We start from the raw sequence: 18,161 nt of genomic DNA on the forward strand, positions 1-18,161 counted from the left end.
CCGAAAAGCCGCTTTCGCAAGAAGCGGCTTTTTTCACGCCTGGCATTCCAGGCATTTTCTATAACGCATCCAGCGGACTCAGAATGCCGCGCCCGCCCTTGTTCAACACATGGGTGTAAATCATGGTCGTGCTGACATCGGCGTGGCCCAACAATTCCTGCACCGTGCGAATGTCATAGCCGGCCTGCAGCAAATGCGTGGCAAACGAATGGCGCAGCACATGCGGCGACACCGGTTTATCGATTTGCGCCAGTTTCGACGCTTCACGCACGGCACGCTGCACCGATTCGGGATAAACATGGTGACGCCGCTCCAGCAGGTCGCCGGTGCGTGCATCCGGGCGCGGGTCCATCGAGCGCACCGGCGACGGAAACACCCACTGCCAGGCCCAGGCTTTGTCGGCCTTCGGATATTTCACCGCCAGCGCGTGCGGCAGGTGAACCCGGCCCAACCCGGCGGCCAAGTCTTTCTGATGCAGTGCTTGTGCCTTATGCAGTTGTGCCTGCAGGGGCTCGATCAGGTTTTCGGGCAATACCGTTACCCGATCTTTGCCGCCCTTGCCCTCCCGGATCACGACCTCGCGCCGTGTGAACTCCACATCCTTCACGCGCAGGCGCAGCGCCTCCATCAATCGCATGCCGGTGCCGTATAGCAGACGGGCGATCAGGCCCATCGTGCCGTTGTCCATGTGCATCAGCAGCGCGCGCACTTCGCTGGGTGTGAGCACCACCGGCAGGCGGCGTGGGCGCTTGGCCTGGACGACTTCATCCAGCCAAGGCAGATCGATGGCCAGAACCTGCTTGTACAGATATAGCAGGGCTGCCTTGGCCTGGTTCTGCGTGGAGGCCGATACCTGTCGATCTACCACAAGGTGACTCAAGAACGCCTCGACCTCGGGCGCACCCATCTCTTGTGGATGGCGTTTGTTGTGATACAAGATGAAACGTCGCGCCCAGTCCAGGTATGCCTGCTCGGTTCGGATGCTGTAGTGGCGCATACGCAGGTGGGTGCGCATACGGTCCAGGAGCTTAGGCGCCTGAACGGATGAACCCAAGGTTTCGGACGATGTGGCAGTGTCGGCAATCATCCGCAAATTTTTAGGTTTGCCTAAGTGATTGGCAAGTCCGTGTTTACGAGTAGAGCTGCGGATCGGGTCCGTTGTTATCGTTCACCAAAACGAACTTTGAGGTTCGTCTAATTCTAGTTAGAAATTTATTGGAGGAGATTTATGGCTACGAAAACTACAGGTGCGAAAGCCGCAACTGCAGCCTCTAAGGTGCTTTCGAGTAAATCTCCTGGTGCAGCTTCTAAAACTGCAGCAGCAAGTGCCCTTACTCAAACATCTTCGCCCAAAGAATCTACCTCTGCGCGTGCAGCTACTGCAGCATCCAAAGTGCTGCGTGACGGTCGTACAAGTGCGGCATCAAAAACTGCTGCAGGTAGTGCCCTGTCTCAAGCAAAAGGCAAAAAGTAGTTTCTAACCCTTCACTCAAGCCGACCCGCCTTCGGCGGTCGGCTTAGCTTTTTCGTTAGGATTTTCCATGAAAGATGCTGTACTACTATTCAGTGGGTTTCTTGGTGGCCTGTTTTTCGGCTACATAACGGCCATACTCGCCTTCTTCGTTTGGCAACTCATCAAGGAAGGTTTCGGCGACCCAAAGCAAGTGGCAATACCGGCTATTTTCCTCCTTGGAATATTTGGCACAGCCTTGGTCTATCTGGCTGCAGTCGTAATTGAAAGTTGGCCAGTATTGCTTGGTGCAGCAATTACCTTTACCAACGGCGCTCGCCCACTATTCAAGCAAGAGGAATGATGCCCAAGCATCAAAACCCTAACCCTGCGCTCAACCCGACCGGCCTGACGGCCGTCGGGTTAGCTCCACGTTAGGCCTCCAAATGCTTCCCCGCGCAATATTCCGACTAGTGCGGTTGCCTGCCCAGTTGGCCATCTGCACAGCAGTCGCCGCTTTGGTCCAGCTCGCCATCTATTACGGCAGCTGGTCCGGCGCAGATCTCACCTCCCTGGACCGTTCTACATTCATCACGGCGCTCGGTACGGTCGCGACCCTGGTTGCACTCTTTTGCTCGCTCTCTGTTGCGTGGATTCTGTTCGTCTCTCAGCAATCAAAAGGGGAGCGTCTGGTCGCCTACGACCTTATGAAGTCAAGGCTACTGGAGGCGCAACGCGGGCTGCTCAGCCTTCCACAGACAGAAGACCGCGAGACATGCTTGTCTCTTGCCTACGAGCTCGACAAGCTAGACCTGTCCGACCTTCCACAGACTGACCGCGGGCCTGAATACGCCGAGTACTGCGATGCGCTTGACTCTGGGCTCGACTCGGACAACGCCGAACGCCGGGCTTTCTACCTGATCTCAAGCACGCATTTCGGTTACATCGAGAGTTTGTTAAATCGAATAGGCCTGGTCGCAATTCAACAACTCGTCACGCGTCTCTTCATTGACACGCTCGCAAAGGGTGTCGCCCTAGTAGGCCTTTCCGTGCTGGTGCTCATTGCTTCGTTACTCTGGTACGACGAACGCCTGAAGCCAACCTTTGTTGTCGCCTCGATATTCATTGCAGTCGGCTCCGCTCTTCTGCTAGTGGAGGTTTGGGTTGATCTGCGTCGCTACTACGATGACAACATCGACTTCATTGAGTCCTCGGAAACAGAGGCCTAACCTTTCCATCGAGCGGACAAACTCCGGCAGGCTTCGCCCGCCTACGTTTGCCGCTCATGTCAAACGTTAGTCCTCTGCACAAGTTCCTAGCAATTCGTGAAACTTATATAGAAAAAATGACCCCGCAATCTGAAGCACTTCGCCTCCTTGATGAGGCCTTGAGGGAGCTCGAATCGCCGAAAGGCTCTGTCTTGGCTGGCGTACAAAAGCTTTCAAGGGCATCAGCTCTACTTGAACACTCAGATATTCAAGTCTGGTGTGCTATTCAGTTGGGGGAAAGTAAATATACCCTGGCTTTACAGAATTTAATTTCTGCGCTCACCAAAAAAGACAATCCAGAATCTGAGAATAGCAAGAAAGCGGTAGATGCAGCTCTGAAGGATTTGAGCGCATTGAAGCTGAAGCACGAAATACACTACACAAATGATGAACTGAACGTAAAGGCAGCGGAAAGCGGCGGCGGATATAACAGCATCGGATTTGTGGAAGAGCGCTATGCCGACCTCGTACGTACTAAGAGGGGCAATGATAGGACGTATTACAAGAATAATCTCTATGCACATCTAAACCATGTGTGAAAAAAGTCGCACGAGTTTGCTTCTGCGCTATACAACCAACTCAAATTCTCGGGGACGGTAAAGAGCTGCTTTGACATTCTCAAGACAGCAGTCGACGACACGCTTCTAGATCTGAATCCAGCCCTAGCCGAGCAACTGATGCTGGCTTTCAAAGCTGTTTCGTCTCAAAAGGAAGAGGAGTGGTCACAGGCACTGACTACGTGCAGGCGACTCCTTGAAGGGCTTGCCGACGAATTGCATCCGGCAAGCACCGAATTAACAAAAGGTCGCGCTTTAAATCAGGCGCAATACGTCAATCGCCTATGGGCCTTTATGGACAAAGTGATTGAGTCCGAGTCAAATAGGGAACTTGCAAAGGCGCACGTTGATTTCCTCGGGGCCTGGATGGAAAAGACTAACAAGCTCTCAAACAAGGGCGTGCATGCGGAGGTTTCACAAGTTGAAGCTGTGAAAGCAATCTTCCACGCTTATCTAGTGGTAGCCGACATCCTCGAATACTTGCACAACGCACCATCGAAGAGTGGCCAAAAAGATATAAATTTTGCAACGATTGACGAACTGGAAGCGGTCTTGAATGTGAGTCGCGCCACGGCCAAAGAGATCGTTAAAGCCAGGATATCCAATGGAAAACTTAGCAAAGAAATATTAAAAGAAATTAAAGGCATCGGCCGCAAAACGCTCGAAAAAGCAGAACAGGCCTTTTCAATATGAAATCTCAAGCTGATAGAATAAAGATTTTTTCACGTTATGCAATAGGCAAGTCCTAACCCGGCGCTCAAGCCGACCCGCATACTGCGGGCGGCTTATCTTGTTAGTTAGACCGATCACATGAAAGAATTCAAACTCCCCGAGGAATTCATTAAGAACTCCAGATCACTATACGTTCAAAGCGTACGCACTGCCACTTCCATTGGCCTACTTGTGATGCAGTTCAACAGATTCGAGCACGACCTTGGAGAGTTTCTTGCCGTATTTATGAAAAGAGGTAACCAAGAAGAATATTTTGAAAATATTGCGATCATGACTGCGGCACTCAGCTTTGGACAGAAGCTGGACTTGCTTTCAGCTCTTTATCTAAAGAGATATCACGCGCAACTCGCTCAATGCGATATTTTCAGGAGAATAATTTCTCAGCTGTCCAAGTTTGAAGAGTACAGAAACGCCCTTATTCACTCGCGCTGGGGAATTCACACCTTTGGAGACTCAGAGTTCAAACGATTCAAACCAAATATAAAAGGACGGAAAGGGCTGAGACAGGTTGCAGCCCTCGCGGACTGGCGTCAGATTCGAAGGATGTGCAAAGAGATGCAAGAATTTAACTGCACAGAAATGTTTGAGATTTATCGCGGCTGCGCAAGTTATGAAGCAATGTCGGAAGAAACAATTAATAAACTAAGCGAGCGTCTAACAGCGCGCTCAAACGGACCGCTGCAAGCAGCGGCCGCTTAGCTCCACGTTATGAGCGCCTGGATAGGCATTTCAAGGGTCTGGATGACAACGAATTGGAAATTATTCGGCAACCGATAAATTCAGCGCTGAATGCCCGCGAAGCCCTTGATCGGTTGAAAATAACTGACGATGAACGTGACGTTGCGTTGACGGTTGATGGGAAGCCGGCTGCTGCCTCCGTCTGGGATGCGCTGCAGAGTGCTTACACATTTCCAGAGAACTTGCGGTACACGGTGATTCGGGCGAGAGGTTAGCTGGGCGATGCAGCTCCATTCGTTCAACCAACCAGTCATGTGCTACAGCAGGCCGGGGCGTTGGCGGAGCTTGTCGGGGCGCAGCAGCTGCAGACTCCCGTGAAGGGCGCAGATCCCTATTCGCCTCAGGGCGAGCAGTCGATAACTGCGGCAATCGAAAACCTCACCGAATGGTACGAAAAATATCTGGTGCCCAGTGTCGAAGGTGCCTTGGCAAGCAAGCGCAGCCGTGGTCGCGTATAAAAAATCGGGAGAGCCGACGCGCTGAAGCGCATGGTTCATCTCTGTATTTATAATTAAAATTATTCAGGATTTCAAAGGCAGTCGTGCTTATCGATTTCGCAAAAACCTTCGGATTGTTCTTTGCCACGGCGCTTGCTGAAATTCTGGGCTGCTACTTGCCCTATCTCTGGCTCAGGCAGGGCAAATCGGCTTGGTTGCTTGTCCCGGCGTTATCCAGTCTCGCATTATTCGCCTGGTTGCTTACCTTGCACCCCCAGGCCGCCGGTCGTGTTTACGCCGCTTACGGCGGTGTCTATATCGGGGTGGCCTTGCTTTGGCTCTGGGTGGTGGATGCCATCAAGCCCACAGTGACGGACTGGGTAGGGGTCGGTTTCTGCTTTTTGGGCATGTGCATCATCATGTTTGGACCACGGCGGATCTGAAAATTCATTCGCGCCGCCGGCTCATATTGAAGCGAATCAATGCTGGCGTGGTGCAAAAAATCCGACATATTCGCCATGTAAATCCTTATGGCAAAATCCCAATTGATCGAATTCCAGACGAGCCGCCTGCAATTGCGGCAGTGGAACAAGGCCGACCGTCAGCCCTTCGCCGCGCTCAACGCGGACCCGAGGGTCATGCAATTCTTCCCCGCGTCCCTCTCTCGTGAGCAAAGCGACGCCATGGCCAGCCGCTGCGAAGCGCTGATCGACGAGCGCGGCTGGGGTTTCTGGGCGGCGGAGTTGAAAGATACAGGCCGTTTCATCGGTTTTGTCGGCCTGCACATCCCATCAGCCGAGCTGCCGTTTTCCCCTTGCGTCGAAATCGGCTGGCGCTTGGCCTTCGACCATTGGGGACAAGGCCTCGCGTCGGAGGCCGCGGCAGGCGCGCTCCATGTCGGCTTTGAAACGCTCGGCCTGCAGGAAATCGTGTCGTTCACCGCTGGGGGCAACCGGCGCTCCCGCGCGGTGATGGAGCGCCTCGGCATGCAGGCATCGGGCACCTTCGACCATCCGCAGCTTCCCCAGTGCCATGCACTGCGCCAGCACTGCCTGTATCGTCTGTTGCGCAATGGTCATGCAGCCCGCGCGGCAGCCGGGGGCGCACCGTGCCCGCCGGCTTGAAGCAGCCTGGCGCGGCGCCACGTTCCATCACCCACAGGCAGCACCCGACATGAACCAGGACGACATCAAGGCCCTCTTCGACCAGCAGGCCGCCGGCTACGACACGCAGTGGGCCAAAACGCAGCCCATCCGCGACTGCCTGCACCTGCTGCTGGACGCGGCCTTTGCCGAGTTGCCGGCCGATGCGCGCATCCTGTGCGTCGGCGTGGGCACGGGGGCGGAGCTGGCGCACCTGGCGCACAAACACCCGGGCTGGCGCTTCACGGCGGTCGAGCCGTCTGGCGCCATGTTGCAGGTCTGCCGCGATCTGGCGCAGCGCCAGGGCTTCGCGCAGCGCTGCGTGTTGCACGAGGGCTATCTGGACACTCTGCCTCCCGCCACGGCGGCGGCAGGGCAGGGCGACAGGTTCGACGCCGCCACCTGCTTTCTGGTGTCGCAGTTCATGGTCGATCCTGCGGTGCGCTCGGGCTTTTTTCGCCAGGTCGGCCAGCGGCTGCGGCCCGGCGGCATCCTGGCCAGCACCGATCTGGCGTCCGACGTGCGCTCGCCCGCATACGAGGTGCTGCTGCGCGCGTGGATGCACATGATGGCGGCGGCGGATGTGTCGCCAGAGGCGATGGAGCGCATGCGTAAGGCCTATGCCACCGACGTGGCGGTGCTGCCGCCCGGCCGGGTGGCGGGCATCATCCAGGCGGGTGGGTTCGACGCGCCGGTGCCGTTTTTCCAGGCGGGGCTGATCCATGGGTGGCTGTCCCGCTGGAGCGGTAAGTCGGCAGATTGATGCGCCGTGGCGGCGCCCGGCATCCATATGCCGGCAGCACCACAATCGGTGCGTTTCCCCTTCCACCTTCCGCAGGAAGCTCCGTCCATGTCTGTCCGTGCCCTGGCGCTGTGGTGCGCCGCGCTCTCCACCGTGCCGGCAGTGGCGCAGGTTGCTGCGTCCCAGCCTGCTGCCAACTCCGTCCCTGCTGCGCAGGCGGCCCAGCCGGCCCCAGCCAATTGCCCGGCGCTGCTGCAGCACACCTTCCCTCGCCTGCAGGACGAAAGTCCGCAGTCCCTGTGCCAGTACGCCGGCAAGGTGCTGCTGGTGGTCAACACCGCCAGCTACTGCGGCTTCACTTACCAATACCAGGGGCTGGAGGCGCTGTACCAGAAGTACAAGGACCGCGGCCTGGTGGTGCTGGGCTTTCCGTCCAACGACTTCTTCCAGGAAAAGAGCGACAACAAGGACATCGCGGACTTTTGCTACAACACCTACGGGGTGGTCTTCCCGATGTTCGCGCGCAGCGCCGTGCGCGGCTCGGATGCCAACCCGCTGTACCGGCAACTAGCGCAGGCCACCGGCAGAAAGCCGAGCTGGAATTTCAACAAGTATTTGATCGACCGCGCGGGCCGCAGCGTCACGCACTACGGCAGCAAGGTCGAGCCGAGTGACAAGGCCTTCGTGCAGCAGCTGGAGGCGCTGCTGGCGCAGCGCTGACGGCGCAGGCTGCCCCAGGCGCCGGCGCAAGGGGCGGCCCGCCGCGTAGGAGCACGCCCCGTTCTCCCCGCTTTCCGCCCTCAAACCCGCACCCCGTTCCTAGAATCCCGCACAGCGCCCTCGGCGCGTGGGGACCGCGCGCCACGATCTGACGCCGCGTGTCCTTGTCCAACCCCCGGCACGCCACCCCGTGCCCAGGAGACCGTGGATGACCCCTTCGCATACCGCCCCGCTGCGGCTGCACGTTCCCGAGCCCACTGGGCGGCCGGGCCGCAGTACCGACTTTTCCTATTTGGCCATCTCGCCCGCCGGCGCGGTGCGCAGGCCCCCCACCGACACCCCCGCCGCCGACACGGCCGACCTGGCGACCAGCCTGGTGCGCGTGCTCGATGACGACGGCCGCGCCGTCGGCCCCTGGGCGCCCAGCATCCACCCGGAACGCCTGCGGCGCGGCCTGCGCGCCATGATGAAGACGCGCATCTTCGACGCGCGCATGCTCATGGCGCAGCGCAAGAAGAAGCTGTCGTTCTACATGCAGTGCCTGGGCGAGGAGGCGATTGCCATCGCCCACGCGCAGGCGCTGCAGGAGGGCGACATGTGCTTTCCCACCTACCGCCAGCAGGGCCTGCTGCTGTCACGCGACGACGTGTCCCTGTCCGAGCTCATCTGCCAGCTCATGAGCAACGAGGCCGACCCGCTCAAGGGGCGGCAGCTGCCCGTCATGTACTCGTACAAGCGAGCGGGCTTTTTCTCGATCTCCGGCAACCTGGCCACGCAGGTGCCGCAGGCAGTGGGCTGGGCCATGGCGTCGGCCATCAAGGGCGACACAAAAATAGCCTCCGCCTGGATCGGCGACGGCGCCACGGCCGAGGCCGATTTCCACACCGCGCTGACCTTCGCTCACGTCTACCGCGCGCCGGTGATCATCAACGTGGTCAACAACCAGTGGGCGATTTCCACCTTCCAGTCGATCGCCGGCGGCGAGGGCACGACGTTCGCCCAGCGCGGCGTGGGCGTGGGCGTGGCCTCGCTGCGCGTCGATGGCAACGACTTCCTGGCGGTGTACGCCGCCTCGCGCTGGGCGGCCGAGCGCGCGCGCACCAACAACGGCCCGACGCTGATCGAGTGGGAGACCTACCGCGCCGGCCCGCATTCCACCTCGGACGACCCGAGCAAGTACCGCCCGCAGGATGACTGGCAGCGCTTTCCGCTGGGCGACCCGATTGCACGCCTGAAGCAGCACCTGATCGCCATCGGCGAATGGACCGAGGAGCAGCACGCCGCCGCCCAGAAAGAGCTGGAGGCCGAGGTGCTGGCTGCGGAAAAGGAGGCCGAGCGCCACGGCACCTTGCTGGAGGGCCGCGCCGCCAGCGCCGCCACCATCTTCGAGGGTGTGTACAAGGACATGCCGGAGCACCTGCGCCGGCAGCGCCAGCAGATGGGAGTGTGACGATGGCCACGACAGAAGACACCGCAAAGGCCCTCCAGCAGGCCGAACCCGTGACCGCGCAGGAGCAAAAGCGCGACGAGCGCCGTGCCGAGGCGCAGGCGCCGGGCGCCGGCAGCGTGCCCATGACCATGATCCAGGCCCTGCGTTCGGCCATGGACGTGATGATGGAGCGCGACGACAACGTCATCGTCTATGGCCAGGACGTGGGCTACTTCGGCGGCGTGTTCCGCGTCACCGAGGGCCTGCAGGCCAAGTACGGCAAGACCCGCTGCTTCGACGCGCCCATCTCCGAGGGCGGCATCGTCGGCACGGCCATCGGCATGGCGGCCTATGGCCTCAAGCCCGTGGTCGAGATCCAGTTCGCCGACTACTTCTATCCGGCCACGGACCAGATCGTGTCCGAGGCGGCGCGCATGCGCCACCGCTCCAACGGCGACTTCACCGCGCCCATGACCATCCGCATGCCCTGCGGCGGCGGCATCTACGGCGGGCAGACGCACAGCCAGAGCCCGGAGGCGTTCTTCACCCACGTCTGCGGCCTGCGCACGGTGATGCCGAGCAACCCGTACGACGCCAAGGGCCTGCTGATCGCCTCCATCGAGTGCGAGGACCCGGTCATCTTCCTGGAGCCCAAGCGCCTGTACAACGGCCCGTTCGACGGCCACCACGACCGGCCGGTGGTGCCGTGGTCCAAGCACGCGCTGGGCATGGTGCCCGAGGGCTACTACCGCGTGCCGCTGGACAGCGCCGTGGTCTTCCGCCCCGGCAAGGAGGTGACGGTGCTGACCTACGGCACCATGGTCTGGGTGGCCGAGTGCGCCGCGCGCGAGGCCGGCGTGGACGCCGAGGTCATCGACCTGCGCTCCATCTGGCCGCTGGACCTGGAGACCATCGTGAATTCGGTCAAGAAGACCGGCCGCTGCGTCGTGGTGCACGAGGCCACGCGCACCAGCGGCTTCGGTGCCGAGCTGGCGGCGCTGGTGCAGGAGCACTGCTTCTGGCACCTGGAGGCGCCCATCGAGCGCGTGACGGGCTGGGACACGCCCTACCCGCACGCCCAGGAATGGGACTACTTCCCCGGCCCCGCCCGCGTGGGCGCGGCCTTGAAGCGCGCTGTCGGCAAGGAGGCATGACATGGGTATTTACGTGATCCGCATGCCCGACATCGGCGAGGGCATTGCCGAGGTGGAGCTGGTCGCCTGGCACGTGCAGCCGGGCGACGTGGTGGCCGAGGACCAGCCGATTGCCGATGTCATGACGGACAAGGCGACGGTGGAGATTCCGGCGCATGTGCCGGGCAAGGTGCTGGCACTGGGCGGCGCCGTGGGCCAGGTGCTGGCCGTCGGGGCCGAGCTGGTGCGGCTGGAGGTGGAAGGGGAGGGCAACCTCAAGGAGGGTGCCTCTTCACTCCCTCCCCCAAAGGGGGAGGGCGCCTCTTCGCTCCCTCCACCTCTGGGGGAGGGCGGGGGTGGGGGCCGGGTGGCGGAGGGTACACCGGCTGACAAAGCCACCGTCGCCAGCCCTCACCCCCACCCTCTCCCAGAGGGAGAGGGAGTAAGACAGGGGCAAAAATCGGCTCCAGGCGGCGCCAGGCAAGGGCGGGCAGCTACACATCCGATAGCGCAACCGCCGCGTGCAGGAGCCGCCGCGCGCGCCCCAGGCGAACGCCCGCTGGCCTCGCCGGCCGTGCGTCGCCTGGCGCAAGACCGCGGCATCGATCTGCGCTACGTCCACGGCAGCGGCCCGGCCGGCCAGATCCGCCACGAGGATCTGGAAGCCTACGCCGCCAGCGGCGGCCAGCCGAAGGCCCAAGGCAGTTCGCAATATGTGCAGCGCCACGGCGAGGAGCAGATCCCCGTCATCGGCCTGCGCCGCCGCATCGCCCAGAAGATGCAGGAGGCCAAGCGCCGCATCCCGCATTTCTCCTACGTCGAGGAGATCGACGTGACCGAGCTGGAGCAGCTGCGCCAGCGCCTGAACCAGCTGCACGGCAGCGCGCGCGGCAAGCTCACGCTGCTGCCCTTTTTGGCCCGCGCCATGGTGCTGGCCCTGCGTGAGCATCCAGAAATCAACGCCCGCTACGACGACGAGGCCGGCACCGTCACCCGCTACGAGGCCGTCCACTTGGGGATAGCCACGCAGACCGATGCCGGCCTGATGGTGCCCGTGCTGCGCCACGCCGAAAGCCTGGACCTGTGGAGCTGCGCCGCCGCCATCACCCGCGTGGCCGAGGGTGCGCGCACCGGCAAGGCCGCGCGCGAAGAACTCTCCGGCTCCACCATCACCCTGACCAGCCTGGGCGCCCTGGGCGGCATCGCCAGCACGCCGGTCATCAACCACCCGGAAGTGGCCATCGTCGGCGTCAACCGCATGGTGCAGCGGCCCATGTTCGCCAGCGACGGCCAGGTGGTGGCGCGTCAGCTCATGAACCTGTCCTCGTCCTTCGACCACCGCGTGGTGGATGGCATGGACGCGGCGCGCTTCATCCAGGCCATACGCGCCCTGCTCGAAACCCCGGCCCTGCTGTTCGTGGAGTGACCAGAAATGACCGAGAAAAAGGACATCACGACCAAGCTGCTGGTCATCGGCGGCGGCCCGGGCGGCTACGTGGCGGCCATCCGCGCGGGGCAGCTGGGCATTCCGACCGTGCTGATCGAGGGTGCCAGCCTGGGCGGCACCTGCCTGAACATCGGCTGCATCCCGTCCAAGGCGCTGATCCACGCGGCCGAGGAGTTCGAGCACGCGCGCCAGCACGCCGCTGGCTCCCCCCTGGGCATCCGCGCCGGCGAGCCCACGCTGGACGTGGCGCAGACCGTGCGCTGGAAGGACGGCATCGTGCAGCGCCTGACGGGCGGCGTCGGCGCGCTCTTGCGCAAGGCGGGCGTCAAGGTGCTCAAGGGCTGGGCGCAGAGCGAGGACGGCAAGACCGTCACCGTGCGCGGTGCAGACGGGCAGGGCGCCCAGCGTGTGCGCTGCGAACATTTGCTGCTGGCGACGGGCTCTGAAGCCGTGGCGCTGCCCAGCATGCCCTTCGGCGGCGCCATCTGGTCATCGACCGACGCGCTCTCGCCCGACGTGCTGCCACGCCGCCTGGTCGTCGTCGGCGCCGGCTACATCGGGCTGGAGCTGGGCATCGCCTACCGCAAGCTGGGCGTGGAGGTCACGGTGGTCGAAGCCGCCGAGCGCGTGCTGCCCAGCTATGACGAGGAGCTGACGCAGCCGTTGCTCGAATCACTGAAGAAAAGCGGCGTCGTGCTGCACCTGGGCTGCAGCGTGCTGGGCTGGGACGAGGGCCAGGGCGTGCATGTGAGGAACGCCCGCGCCGACGAATTCGCCCTGCCGGCCGACCGGGTGCTGGTGGCCGTCGGCCGCCGTCCGCGTACGGCGGGCTTCGGGCTGGAATCGCTGCAGCTGGACATGGCCGGCCGCCACGTGGCCATCGACGCGCACTGCCGCACATCCATGCGCGGCGTGTGGGCCATCGGCGACCTGACCGGCGAACCCATGCTGGCGCACCGCGCCATGGCCCAGGGCGAGTGCGTGGCCGAGCAGATCGCGGGGCACAACCGCCGCTTCGAGCCCATGGCCATTCCGGCCGTGTGCTTCACCGACCCCGAAGTCGTGGTCGCCGGCAAGACCCCCGCCGAGGCGCGCGCCGCCGGGCTGGACTGCATCGACGCCGCCTTCCCCTTCGCCGCCAACGGCCGCGCCATGACGCTGCAATCCACCGGCGGCTTCGTGCGCGTGGTGGCGCGGCGCGACAACCACCTGATCGTGGGCTGGCAGGCCGTGGGCCGGGGCGTGTCCGAGCTGGCAACGGCCTTCGGCCAGTCCATCGAACTGGGCGCGCGGCTGGAGGACGTGGCGCACACCATCCACGCACACCCGACGCTGGGCGAGGCAGTGCAGGAGGCGGCGCTGCGGGCGCTGGGGCGGGCGGTGCATATTTGACGCGCAGCGTGGGAGTCACGGCGCGCCGGCTACGGTCGGCCCGTCTTTCCATTGGCGCAGCGCCGCCGCCTCGCTGCCGCACCCGGCACAATCGCGGCGCTTCACAAGTAAAACTCCACACGCATGAGCCTCGCGCCCTCCCACTTGCACGTGGACTACGTCCACAACGACCTTGCCGCGCTGCTTGGCGCGCCCGACCTGCTGGCCGTGTTCGGCTTCGGCCCTGACGCGCCCCGCTCGGGCGATCCGCGCTACCTGCGCGTGCCACTCGCGCCGTTCGGCGCGCCGGTGCTGGAGTGCTGGCGCACCGGCGCGTCTGTCACGTCGGGGCGCGAGGGCGCGGTGCAGTGGTCATCCGACGGCGCCTGGCTGTTCGGCGCGATCGAGGTCGATGAGGCGAGCGTCGGCGGCATCACGGCTGCCGCACGCACGGCCTACGAGACGCTCACGCGCTTCGTGCGAGCGCGCGGCTTTCCCCACCTGATCCGCATCTGGAACTACCTGGACGCCATCACCCAGGGCGAGGGCGACGGCGAGCGCTACCGCGAGTTCTGCGTTGGCCGCGCGCAGGGCCTGGGCGCGTTCGACGTCGCCACGCTGCCCGCCGCCACGGCCATTGGCCGGCGCGACGGCGCGCGCGTGCTGCAGGTCTACTGGCTGGCCGCGCAGGTGCCGGGAACGCCGCTGGAGAACCCGCGCCAGGTCAGTGCCTACCGCTACCCGCGCCAGTACGGCCCGCAGTCGCCCAGCTTTGCGCGCGCCATGCTGCCGCCGACGGGCGATCGCAGGCCGCTGCTGCTCTCGGGCACCGCCGCCGTGGTCGGGCACGCCTCGCAGCACGCCGGCTCGCTGTCCGCGCAGATCGACGAGACCATGCGCAATTTCGACGCGCTCGTACAGGCCGCGTGCGCGTGCCAGGGCGCGCTGCCCGCCGCATTCGGCCCGGGTACGCGCCTGAAGGTCTATGTGCGCGACGCCGCCGACCTGCCCGTGGTGGAGCGCGCGCTGCGCGAACGGCTGGCGGGCGTGCCCTTCATCGTGCTGCACGCGGCCGTCTGCCGCAGCGAACTGGCACTGGAGATCGATGGCGTGCACAGCTGAGCCGGCGAGGCGTCCCTTGCCCGCGTGGCGGACCCAGACAGGGGGCAACGCCTAAAATGCCCCCTTCGCGCACGCCCCGTCGTGCGCCTTTTCTTTTGCCTGTCTTCCCCGCCATGCTGACCTTCCAACAGATCATCCAGAAACTGCAGTCCTACTGGGCGACCCACGGCTGCGCGCTGCTGCAGCCCTATGACATGGAAGTCGGCGCCGGCACGTCGCACACCGCTACGTTTTTGAGAGCATTGGGTCCCGAGCCCTGGCGCGCCGCCTACGTTCAGCCCAGCCGCCGGCCCAAGGACGGGCGCTATGGCGACAACCCCAACCGCCTGCAGCACTACTACCAGTACCAGGTGGTCTTGAAGCCCGCGCCGGCCAACATCCTGGAGTTGTACCTGGGCAGCCTGCAGGAGCTGGGGTTCGACCTGAAGAAGAACGACATCCGCTTCGTCGAGGACGATTGGGAAAACCCCACGCTGGGCGCCTGGGGCCTGGGCTGGGAGGTGTGGCTCAACGGCATGGAGGTCACCCAGTTCACCTACTTCCAGCAGGTCGGCGGCATCGACTGCAAGCCCGCCACGGGCGAGATCACCTACGGCCTGGAGCGCCTGGCCATGTACCTGCAGGGCGTGGACAACGTCTACAACCTGGTCTGGACCGAGGCGCCCGATGGCACGAAGCTGACCTATGGCGACGTGTATCACCAAAACGAGGTCGAGCAGTCCACGTACAACTTCGAGCACTCGGACGCGGACTTCCTGTTCACCGCCTTCGATGCCCATGAAAAGCAGGCCCAGCACCTGATCGCCGAGCAGCTGGCCCTGCCGGCCTACGAGCAGGTGCTCAAGGCCGCGCACACCTTCAACCTGCTGGATGCGCGCGGGGCGATCTCGGTGACCGAGCGTGCTGCCTATATCGGGCGCATCCGCAACCTGGCGCGCGCCGTGGCCCGGGCCTATCTGGACAGTCGGGCGCGCCTGGGCTTTCCGATGGCGCCGCGTGCCCATGCCGAGGAGGTGCTGGCGGAGCTGGCCCGCTTGGCTGGGCAGCAGAGCAGCAAAAAGGCCGCCTGACCCCGTTTTGCTCCCTCTTCCCCTGGGAGAGGGCGGGGTGAGGGCCAGCGCGGCCAGCCACACGACACCGTGCGTCAGAACCAGCCGCCCCCATCCCCACCTTCCCCCAGCGGGGGAAGGAGCAAGAAGCCAGCCCACGCCCAGCGGGGAAAAGCAAGAACAGCAAAAACCGCCTCCAGCCCTTGCCAATCAAGCGCCAGCAGCTATCAAATCTGAATCATGACCACTGCCAACCTGCTCGTTGAACTGTTCGTCGAAGAACTCCCGCCAAAGGCGCTGCAAAAGCTGGGCGATGCTTTTGCCGGCGTGCTGCACAGCCAGCTGGCCGCCCAGGGCCTGGCCGCGCCCGACGCCCAGGTCACGGCCTATGCCTCGCCGCGCCGCCTGGCCGCGCACATCACCGGCGTGCTGGCCGCCGCGCCTGACCGCGCCGTGCAGCACAAGCTGATGCCCGTGGCCGTGGGCCTCAAGGACGGCCAGCCCACGCCGGCGCTGCTGAAGAAGCTCACCGCCCTGGGCGCCGGCCCCGAGGCCGTGGCCGGCCTGCAGCGCATGGCCGACGGCAAGGCCGAGGTGCTCTACCACCAGAGCACGGCGCGGGGCGCCACGCTGGCGGCGGGCCTGCAAAAAGCGCTCGATGAAGCCATCGCCCGGCTGCCCATTCCCAAAGTGATGCGCTACCAGCTGGCCGATGGCTGGAGCAGCGTGAACTTTGTGCGCCCGGCGCATGGCCTGGTGGCGCTGCACGGCAGCGATGTGGTGGACGGCGTGCAGGCGCTGGGCCTGGCGGCCGGACGCGCAACGCACGGCCACCGCTTCGAGGCCCAGGCCGAGCCGGTGCTGCTGCAAAGCGCCGACACCTACGCGCAGCAGCTGCGCGGCGAGGGCGCGGTGATTGCCAGCTTTGCCGAGCGCCGCGCCGAGATCGCGCGCCAGCTGGCCGAAGCCGCGGCCCGGCTGGGCGGCGGCGTGCAGCCGATCGAGGACGAGGCGCTGCTCGACGAGGTCACCGCCCTGGTCGAGCGCCCGAACGTGCTGGTCTGCGCCTTCGAAGAGGAATTCCTCGCCGTGCCGCAGGAGTGCCTGATCCTGACCATGAAGGCGAACCAGAAGTACTTCCCGCTGCTGGACGCCGAGGGCCGGCTGACGCACCGCTTCCTGATCGTCAGCAACATCTCGCCCGAGGACCCCAGCGCCGTGATCGAGGGCAACGAGCGCGTGGTGCGCCCGCGCCTGGCGGATGCCAAGTTCTTCTTCGACCAGGACCGCAAAAAAACCCTGGTCTCGCGCGTGCCGCTGCTGGACAAGGTGGTCTATCACAACCAGCTGGGCACGCAAGGCGAGCGCACCGGGCGCGTGCGCGCCATCGCCCGGGCCATTGGCGCGCAGCTGTTTGGGGCACTGGCCGAGCGCCACGCCATCGACGGCACGCAGGACGCCGAGGTGGTGCAGGACTATCTTGTGACCTGCGTGGACAACGCCGCGCTGCTGGCCAAGACCGACCTGGTCACCGACATGGTGGGCGAGTTCCCCGAGCTGCAGGGCGTGATGGGCGCCTACTACGCCGTCAACGACGGCCTGCCCGACGACGTGGCCTTTGCCATCGAGGACCACTACAAGCCGCGCTTTGCCGGCGATGCGCTGCCGCGCCAGAACGTCGGCCTGGTGGTGGCGCTGGCCGACAAGCTGGAGACGCTGGTCGGCATGTTCGGCATCGGCAACCTGCCCACGGGCGACCGTGACCCCTTTGCGTTGCGCCGCCACGCTCTGGGCGTGATCCGCATGCTGACCGAGAAAGACCTGCCGCTGGACCTGGACTGGCTGGTCGGGCAGGCCGTGCAGGCCGGGTTCGCCGGCCAGGGCGCTGCGGCCCTGCAGCCCGATACGGCAGCGCTGCTGCTGGATTTCATCCACGACCGCCTGGCCGGCTCGCTGCGCGAGCAGGGCTACAGCAGCCAGGAGGTGGACGCCGTCCTGGCCTTGCGCCCGGCGCGCCTGTCCGAGGTGCCGCGCCGGCTGGAGGCCGTGCGCGCCTTTGCCCGGCTGCCCGAGGCGCCGGCCCTGGCCGCGGCCAACAAGCGCGTGGCCAACATCCTCAAGAAGGCCGGCGCGGTGGACGCCCACGTGAACGAGGCGCTGCTGCAGGAGGCCGCCGAGCGCGACCTCTATGCCGCCCTGCAGCGCGTGGGGCCCGATGCCGACGCGCAGTTCGGCCGCGGCGACTACCGCGAGAGCCTGCAGACCCTGGCCGCGCTGCGCGCGCCGGTGGACGCCTTCTTCGACCACGTCATGGTCAACGCCGAGGCCGACGACCTGCGCCTGAACCGCCAGGGCCTGCTCAAGCGCCTGCACCAGGCCATGAACCGCGTGGCCGACCTCTCGCGCCTGGCGGCCTGAAGACCTGAAGACCTGAGGGCAGGGCGGCCATCCCGGCGGCCCGGCCCACACGCATCGCACACCCACCCCGGCAGCCACGGCCCATGAAAAAGCTCAGGCCTCTCGCGCCTCCACCCGTCCCGGCCTCCGGGCCGGGCGGCACGGGCTCGGGCGCGCGCGGCGCCTGGCTGGCCTTCGGGCCGCCGGCGGCGGTGGTCGGGCTGCGCTGGGTGCTGGACTGGCTGGACGAGCGCGCGCCGCTGCCGCCCGCCTGGCGCATCGAGCCCTTCGCCGGCGCGCAAGACCCCTGGAGCGGGCTGGCCAGCCTGGGCTGGGCGCTGGTGGCGCTCGCCCTGCTGGCGCTGCTGCTGCGCCGCGTGGGCCGCCGCCGCGGCCCGCGCGCGGCCTGGCGCCTGGCGGCGGCGCT

17 protein-coding genes and 2 pseudogenes are annotated in these 18,161 nt (G+C 64.5%); 18 read left to right on the forward strand and 1 reads right to left on the reverse strand.

Translation table 11 applies throughout. The annotated features are described in order from the left end of the window. Window positions 1-58: 58 nt before the first annotated feature. Window positions 59-1,087, reverse strand: coding sequence for an integron integrase (locus RT051_RS07615; protein ID WP_313074523.1), 1,029 nt, complete (start codon window positions 1,085-1,087; stop codon window positions 59-61). A gap of 454 nt (window positions 1,088-1,541) precedes the next feature. On the opposite strand from RT051_RS07615, the gene RT051_RS07620 reads away from it, so the two are divergent. From RT051_RS07620 to RT051_RS07700, 18 genes and pseudogenes are all read left to right on the forward strand, one after another. Continuing rightward, window positions 1,542-1,814: a hypothetical protein gene (locus tag RT051_RS07620; protein ID WP_313074526.1), complete on the forward strand. Its 273-nt coding sequence runs from the start codon at window positions 1,542-1,544 to the stop codon at window positions 1,812-1,814. A gap of 154 nt (window positions 1,815-1,968) precedes the next feature. Next, the gene (locus RT051_RS07625) at window positions 1,969-2,679 is read left to right on the forward strand and encodes a hypothetical protein (RefSeq protein ID WP_313074529.1); all 711 of its coding nucleotides are present in this window, start codon (window positions 1,969-1,971) and stop codon (window positions 2,677-2,679) included. 116 nt (window positions 2,680-2,795) lie between these two features. Next, on the forward strand, window positions 2,796-3,257 hold the full coding sequence (locus RT051_RS07630; protein ID WP_313074531.1) for a hypothetical protein: 462 nt from the start codon (window positions 2,796-2,798) through the stop codon (window positions 3,255-3,257). Between the two features lie 138 nt (window positions 3,258-3,395). Next, entirely contained in the window at window positions 3,396-3,968 is a 573-nt protein-coding gene (locus RT051_RS07635) for a helix-hairpin-helix domain-containing protein (RefSeq protein ID WP_313074534.1), read from the forward strand. Window positions 3,969-4,019: 51 nt separating this feature from the next. After that, window positions 4,020-4,076: pseudogene (locus RT051_RS14690) on the forward strand (hypothetical protein); the annotation flags it as partial. Between the two features lie 9 nt (window positions 4,077-4,085). Next, a complete protein-coding gene (locus tag RT051_RS07640; protein WP_313074536.1) occupies window positions 4,086-4,706 on the forward strand; it encodes a hypothetical protein in 621 nt (206 codons plus the stop codon). Between the two features lie 586 nt (window positions 4,707-5,292). Then, a complete protein-coding gene (locus RT051_RS07645; protein WP_313074568.1) occupies window positions 5,293-5,625 on the forward strand; it encodes a YnfA family protein in 333 nt (110 codons plus the stop codon). A gap of 87 nt (window positions 5,626-5,712) precedes the next feature. Next, window positions 5,713-6,306 carry a GNAT family N-acetyltransferase gene (locus RT051_RS07650; RefSeq protein WP_313074539.1) on the forward strand — a complete coding sequence of 198 codons (594 nt, stop codon included), beginning with the start codon at window positions 5,713-5,715 and terminating at the stop codon, window positions 6,304-6,306. A gap of 49 nt (window positions 6,307-6,355) precedes the next feature. Further along, window positions 6,356-7,087, forward strand: a complete 732-nt coding sequence (locus RT051_RS07655; protein WP_313074543.1) for a class I SAM-dependent methyltransferase — start codon at window positions 6,356-6,358, stop codon at window positions 7,085-7,087. Between the two features lie 87 nt (window positions 7,088-7,174). Then, window positions 7,175-7,786 (forward strand): glutathione peroxidase, encoded by a 612-nt coding sequence (locus tag RT051_RS07660; RefSeq protein WP_313074546.1) that lies wholly within the window; start codon window positions 7,175-7,177, stop codon window positions 7,784-7,786. 208 nt (window positions 7,787-7,994) lie between these two features. After that, on the forward strand, window positions 7,995-9,236 hold the full coding sequence (locus RT051_RS07665; RefSeq protein ID WP_313074549.1) for a 3-methyl-2-oxobutanoate dehydrogenase (2-methylpropanoyl-transferring) subunit alpha: 1,242 nt from the start codon (window positions 7,995-7,997) through the stop codon (window positions 9,234-9,236). 122 nt (window positions 9,237-9,358) lie between these two features. Beyond that, window positions 9,359-10,369 carry an alpha-ketoacid dehydrogenase subunit beta gene (locus RT051_RS07670; protein ID WP_313074570.1) on the forward strand — a complete coding sequence of 337 codons (1,011 nt, stop codon included), beginning with the start codon at window positions 9,359-9,361 and terminating at the stop codon, window positions 10,367-10,369. Between the two features lies 1 nt (window position 10,370). Next, window positions 10,371-11,774 carry a dihydrolipoamide acetyltransferase family protein gene (locus RT051_RS07675; RefSeq protein WP_313074552.1) on the forward strand — a complete coding sequence of 468 codons (1,404 nt, stop codon included), beginning with the start codon at window positions 10,371-10,373 and terminating at the stop codon, window positions 11,772-11,774. Between the two features lie 6 nt (window positions 11,775-11,780). Further along, a complete protein-coding gene (lpdA, locus tag RT051_RS07680; RefSeq protein WP_313074555.1) occupies window positions 11,781-13,187 on the forward strand; it encodes a dihydrolipoyl dehydrogenase in 1,407 nt (468 codons plus the stop codon). Between the two features lie 123 nt (window positions 13,188-13,310). Further along, a complete protein-coding gene (locus RT051_RS07685) occupies window positions 13,311-14,288 on the forward strand; it encodes a hypothetical protein (protein WP_313074557.1) in 978 nt (325 codons plus the stop codon). A gap of 113 nt (window positions 14,289-14,401) precedes the next feature. After that, window positions 14,402-15,358: a glycine--tRNA ligase subunit alpha gene (glyQ, locus tag RT051_RS07690; RefSeq protein WP_313074560.1), complete on the forward strand. Its 957-nt coding sequence runs from the start codon at window positions 14,402-14,404 to the stop codon at window positions 15,356-15,358. A 219-nt stretch (window positions 15,359-15,577) separates the two neighbouring features. Further along, window positions 15,578-17,755, forward strand: coding sequence for a glycine--tRNA ligase subunit beta (glyS, locus tag RT051_RS07695; protein WP_313074563.1), 2,178 nt, complete (start codon window positions 15,578-15,580; stop codon window positions 17,753-17,755). Window positions 17,756-17,838: 83 nt separating this feature from the next. Further along, a pseudogene (locus tag RT051_RS07700) lies at window positions 17,839-18,161 on the forward strand (hypothetical protein); the annotation flags it as partial.

It is taken from the genome of Melaminivora sp. (assembly GCF_032059615.1).
Classification (GTDB): domain Bacteria; phylum Pseudomonadota; class Gammaproteobacteria; order Burkholderiales; family Burkholderiaceae_C; genus Melaminivora.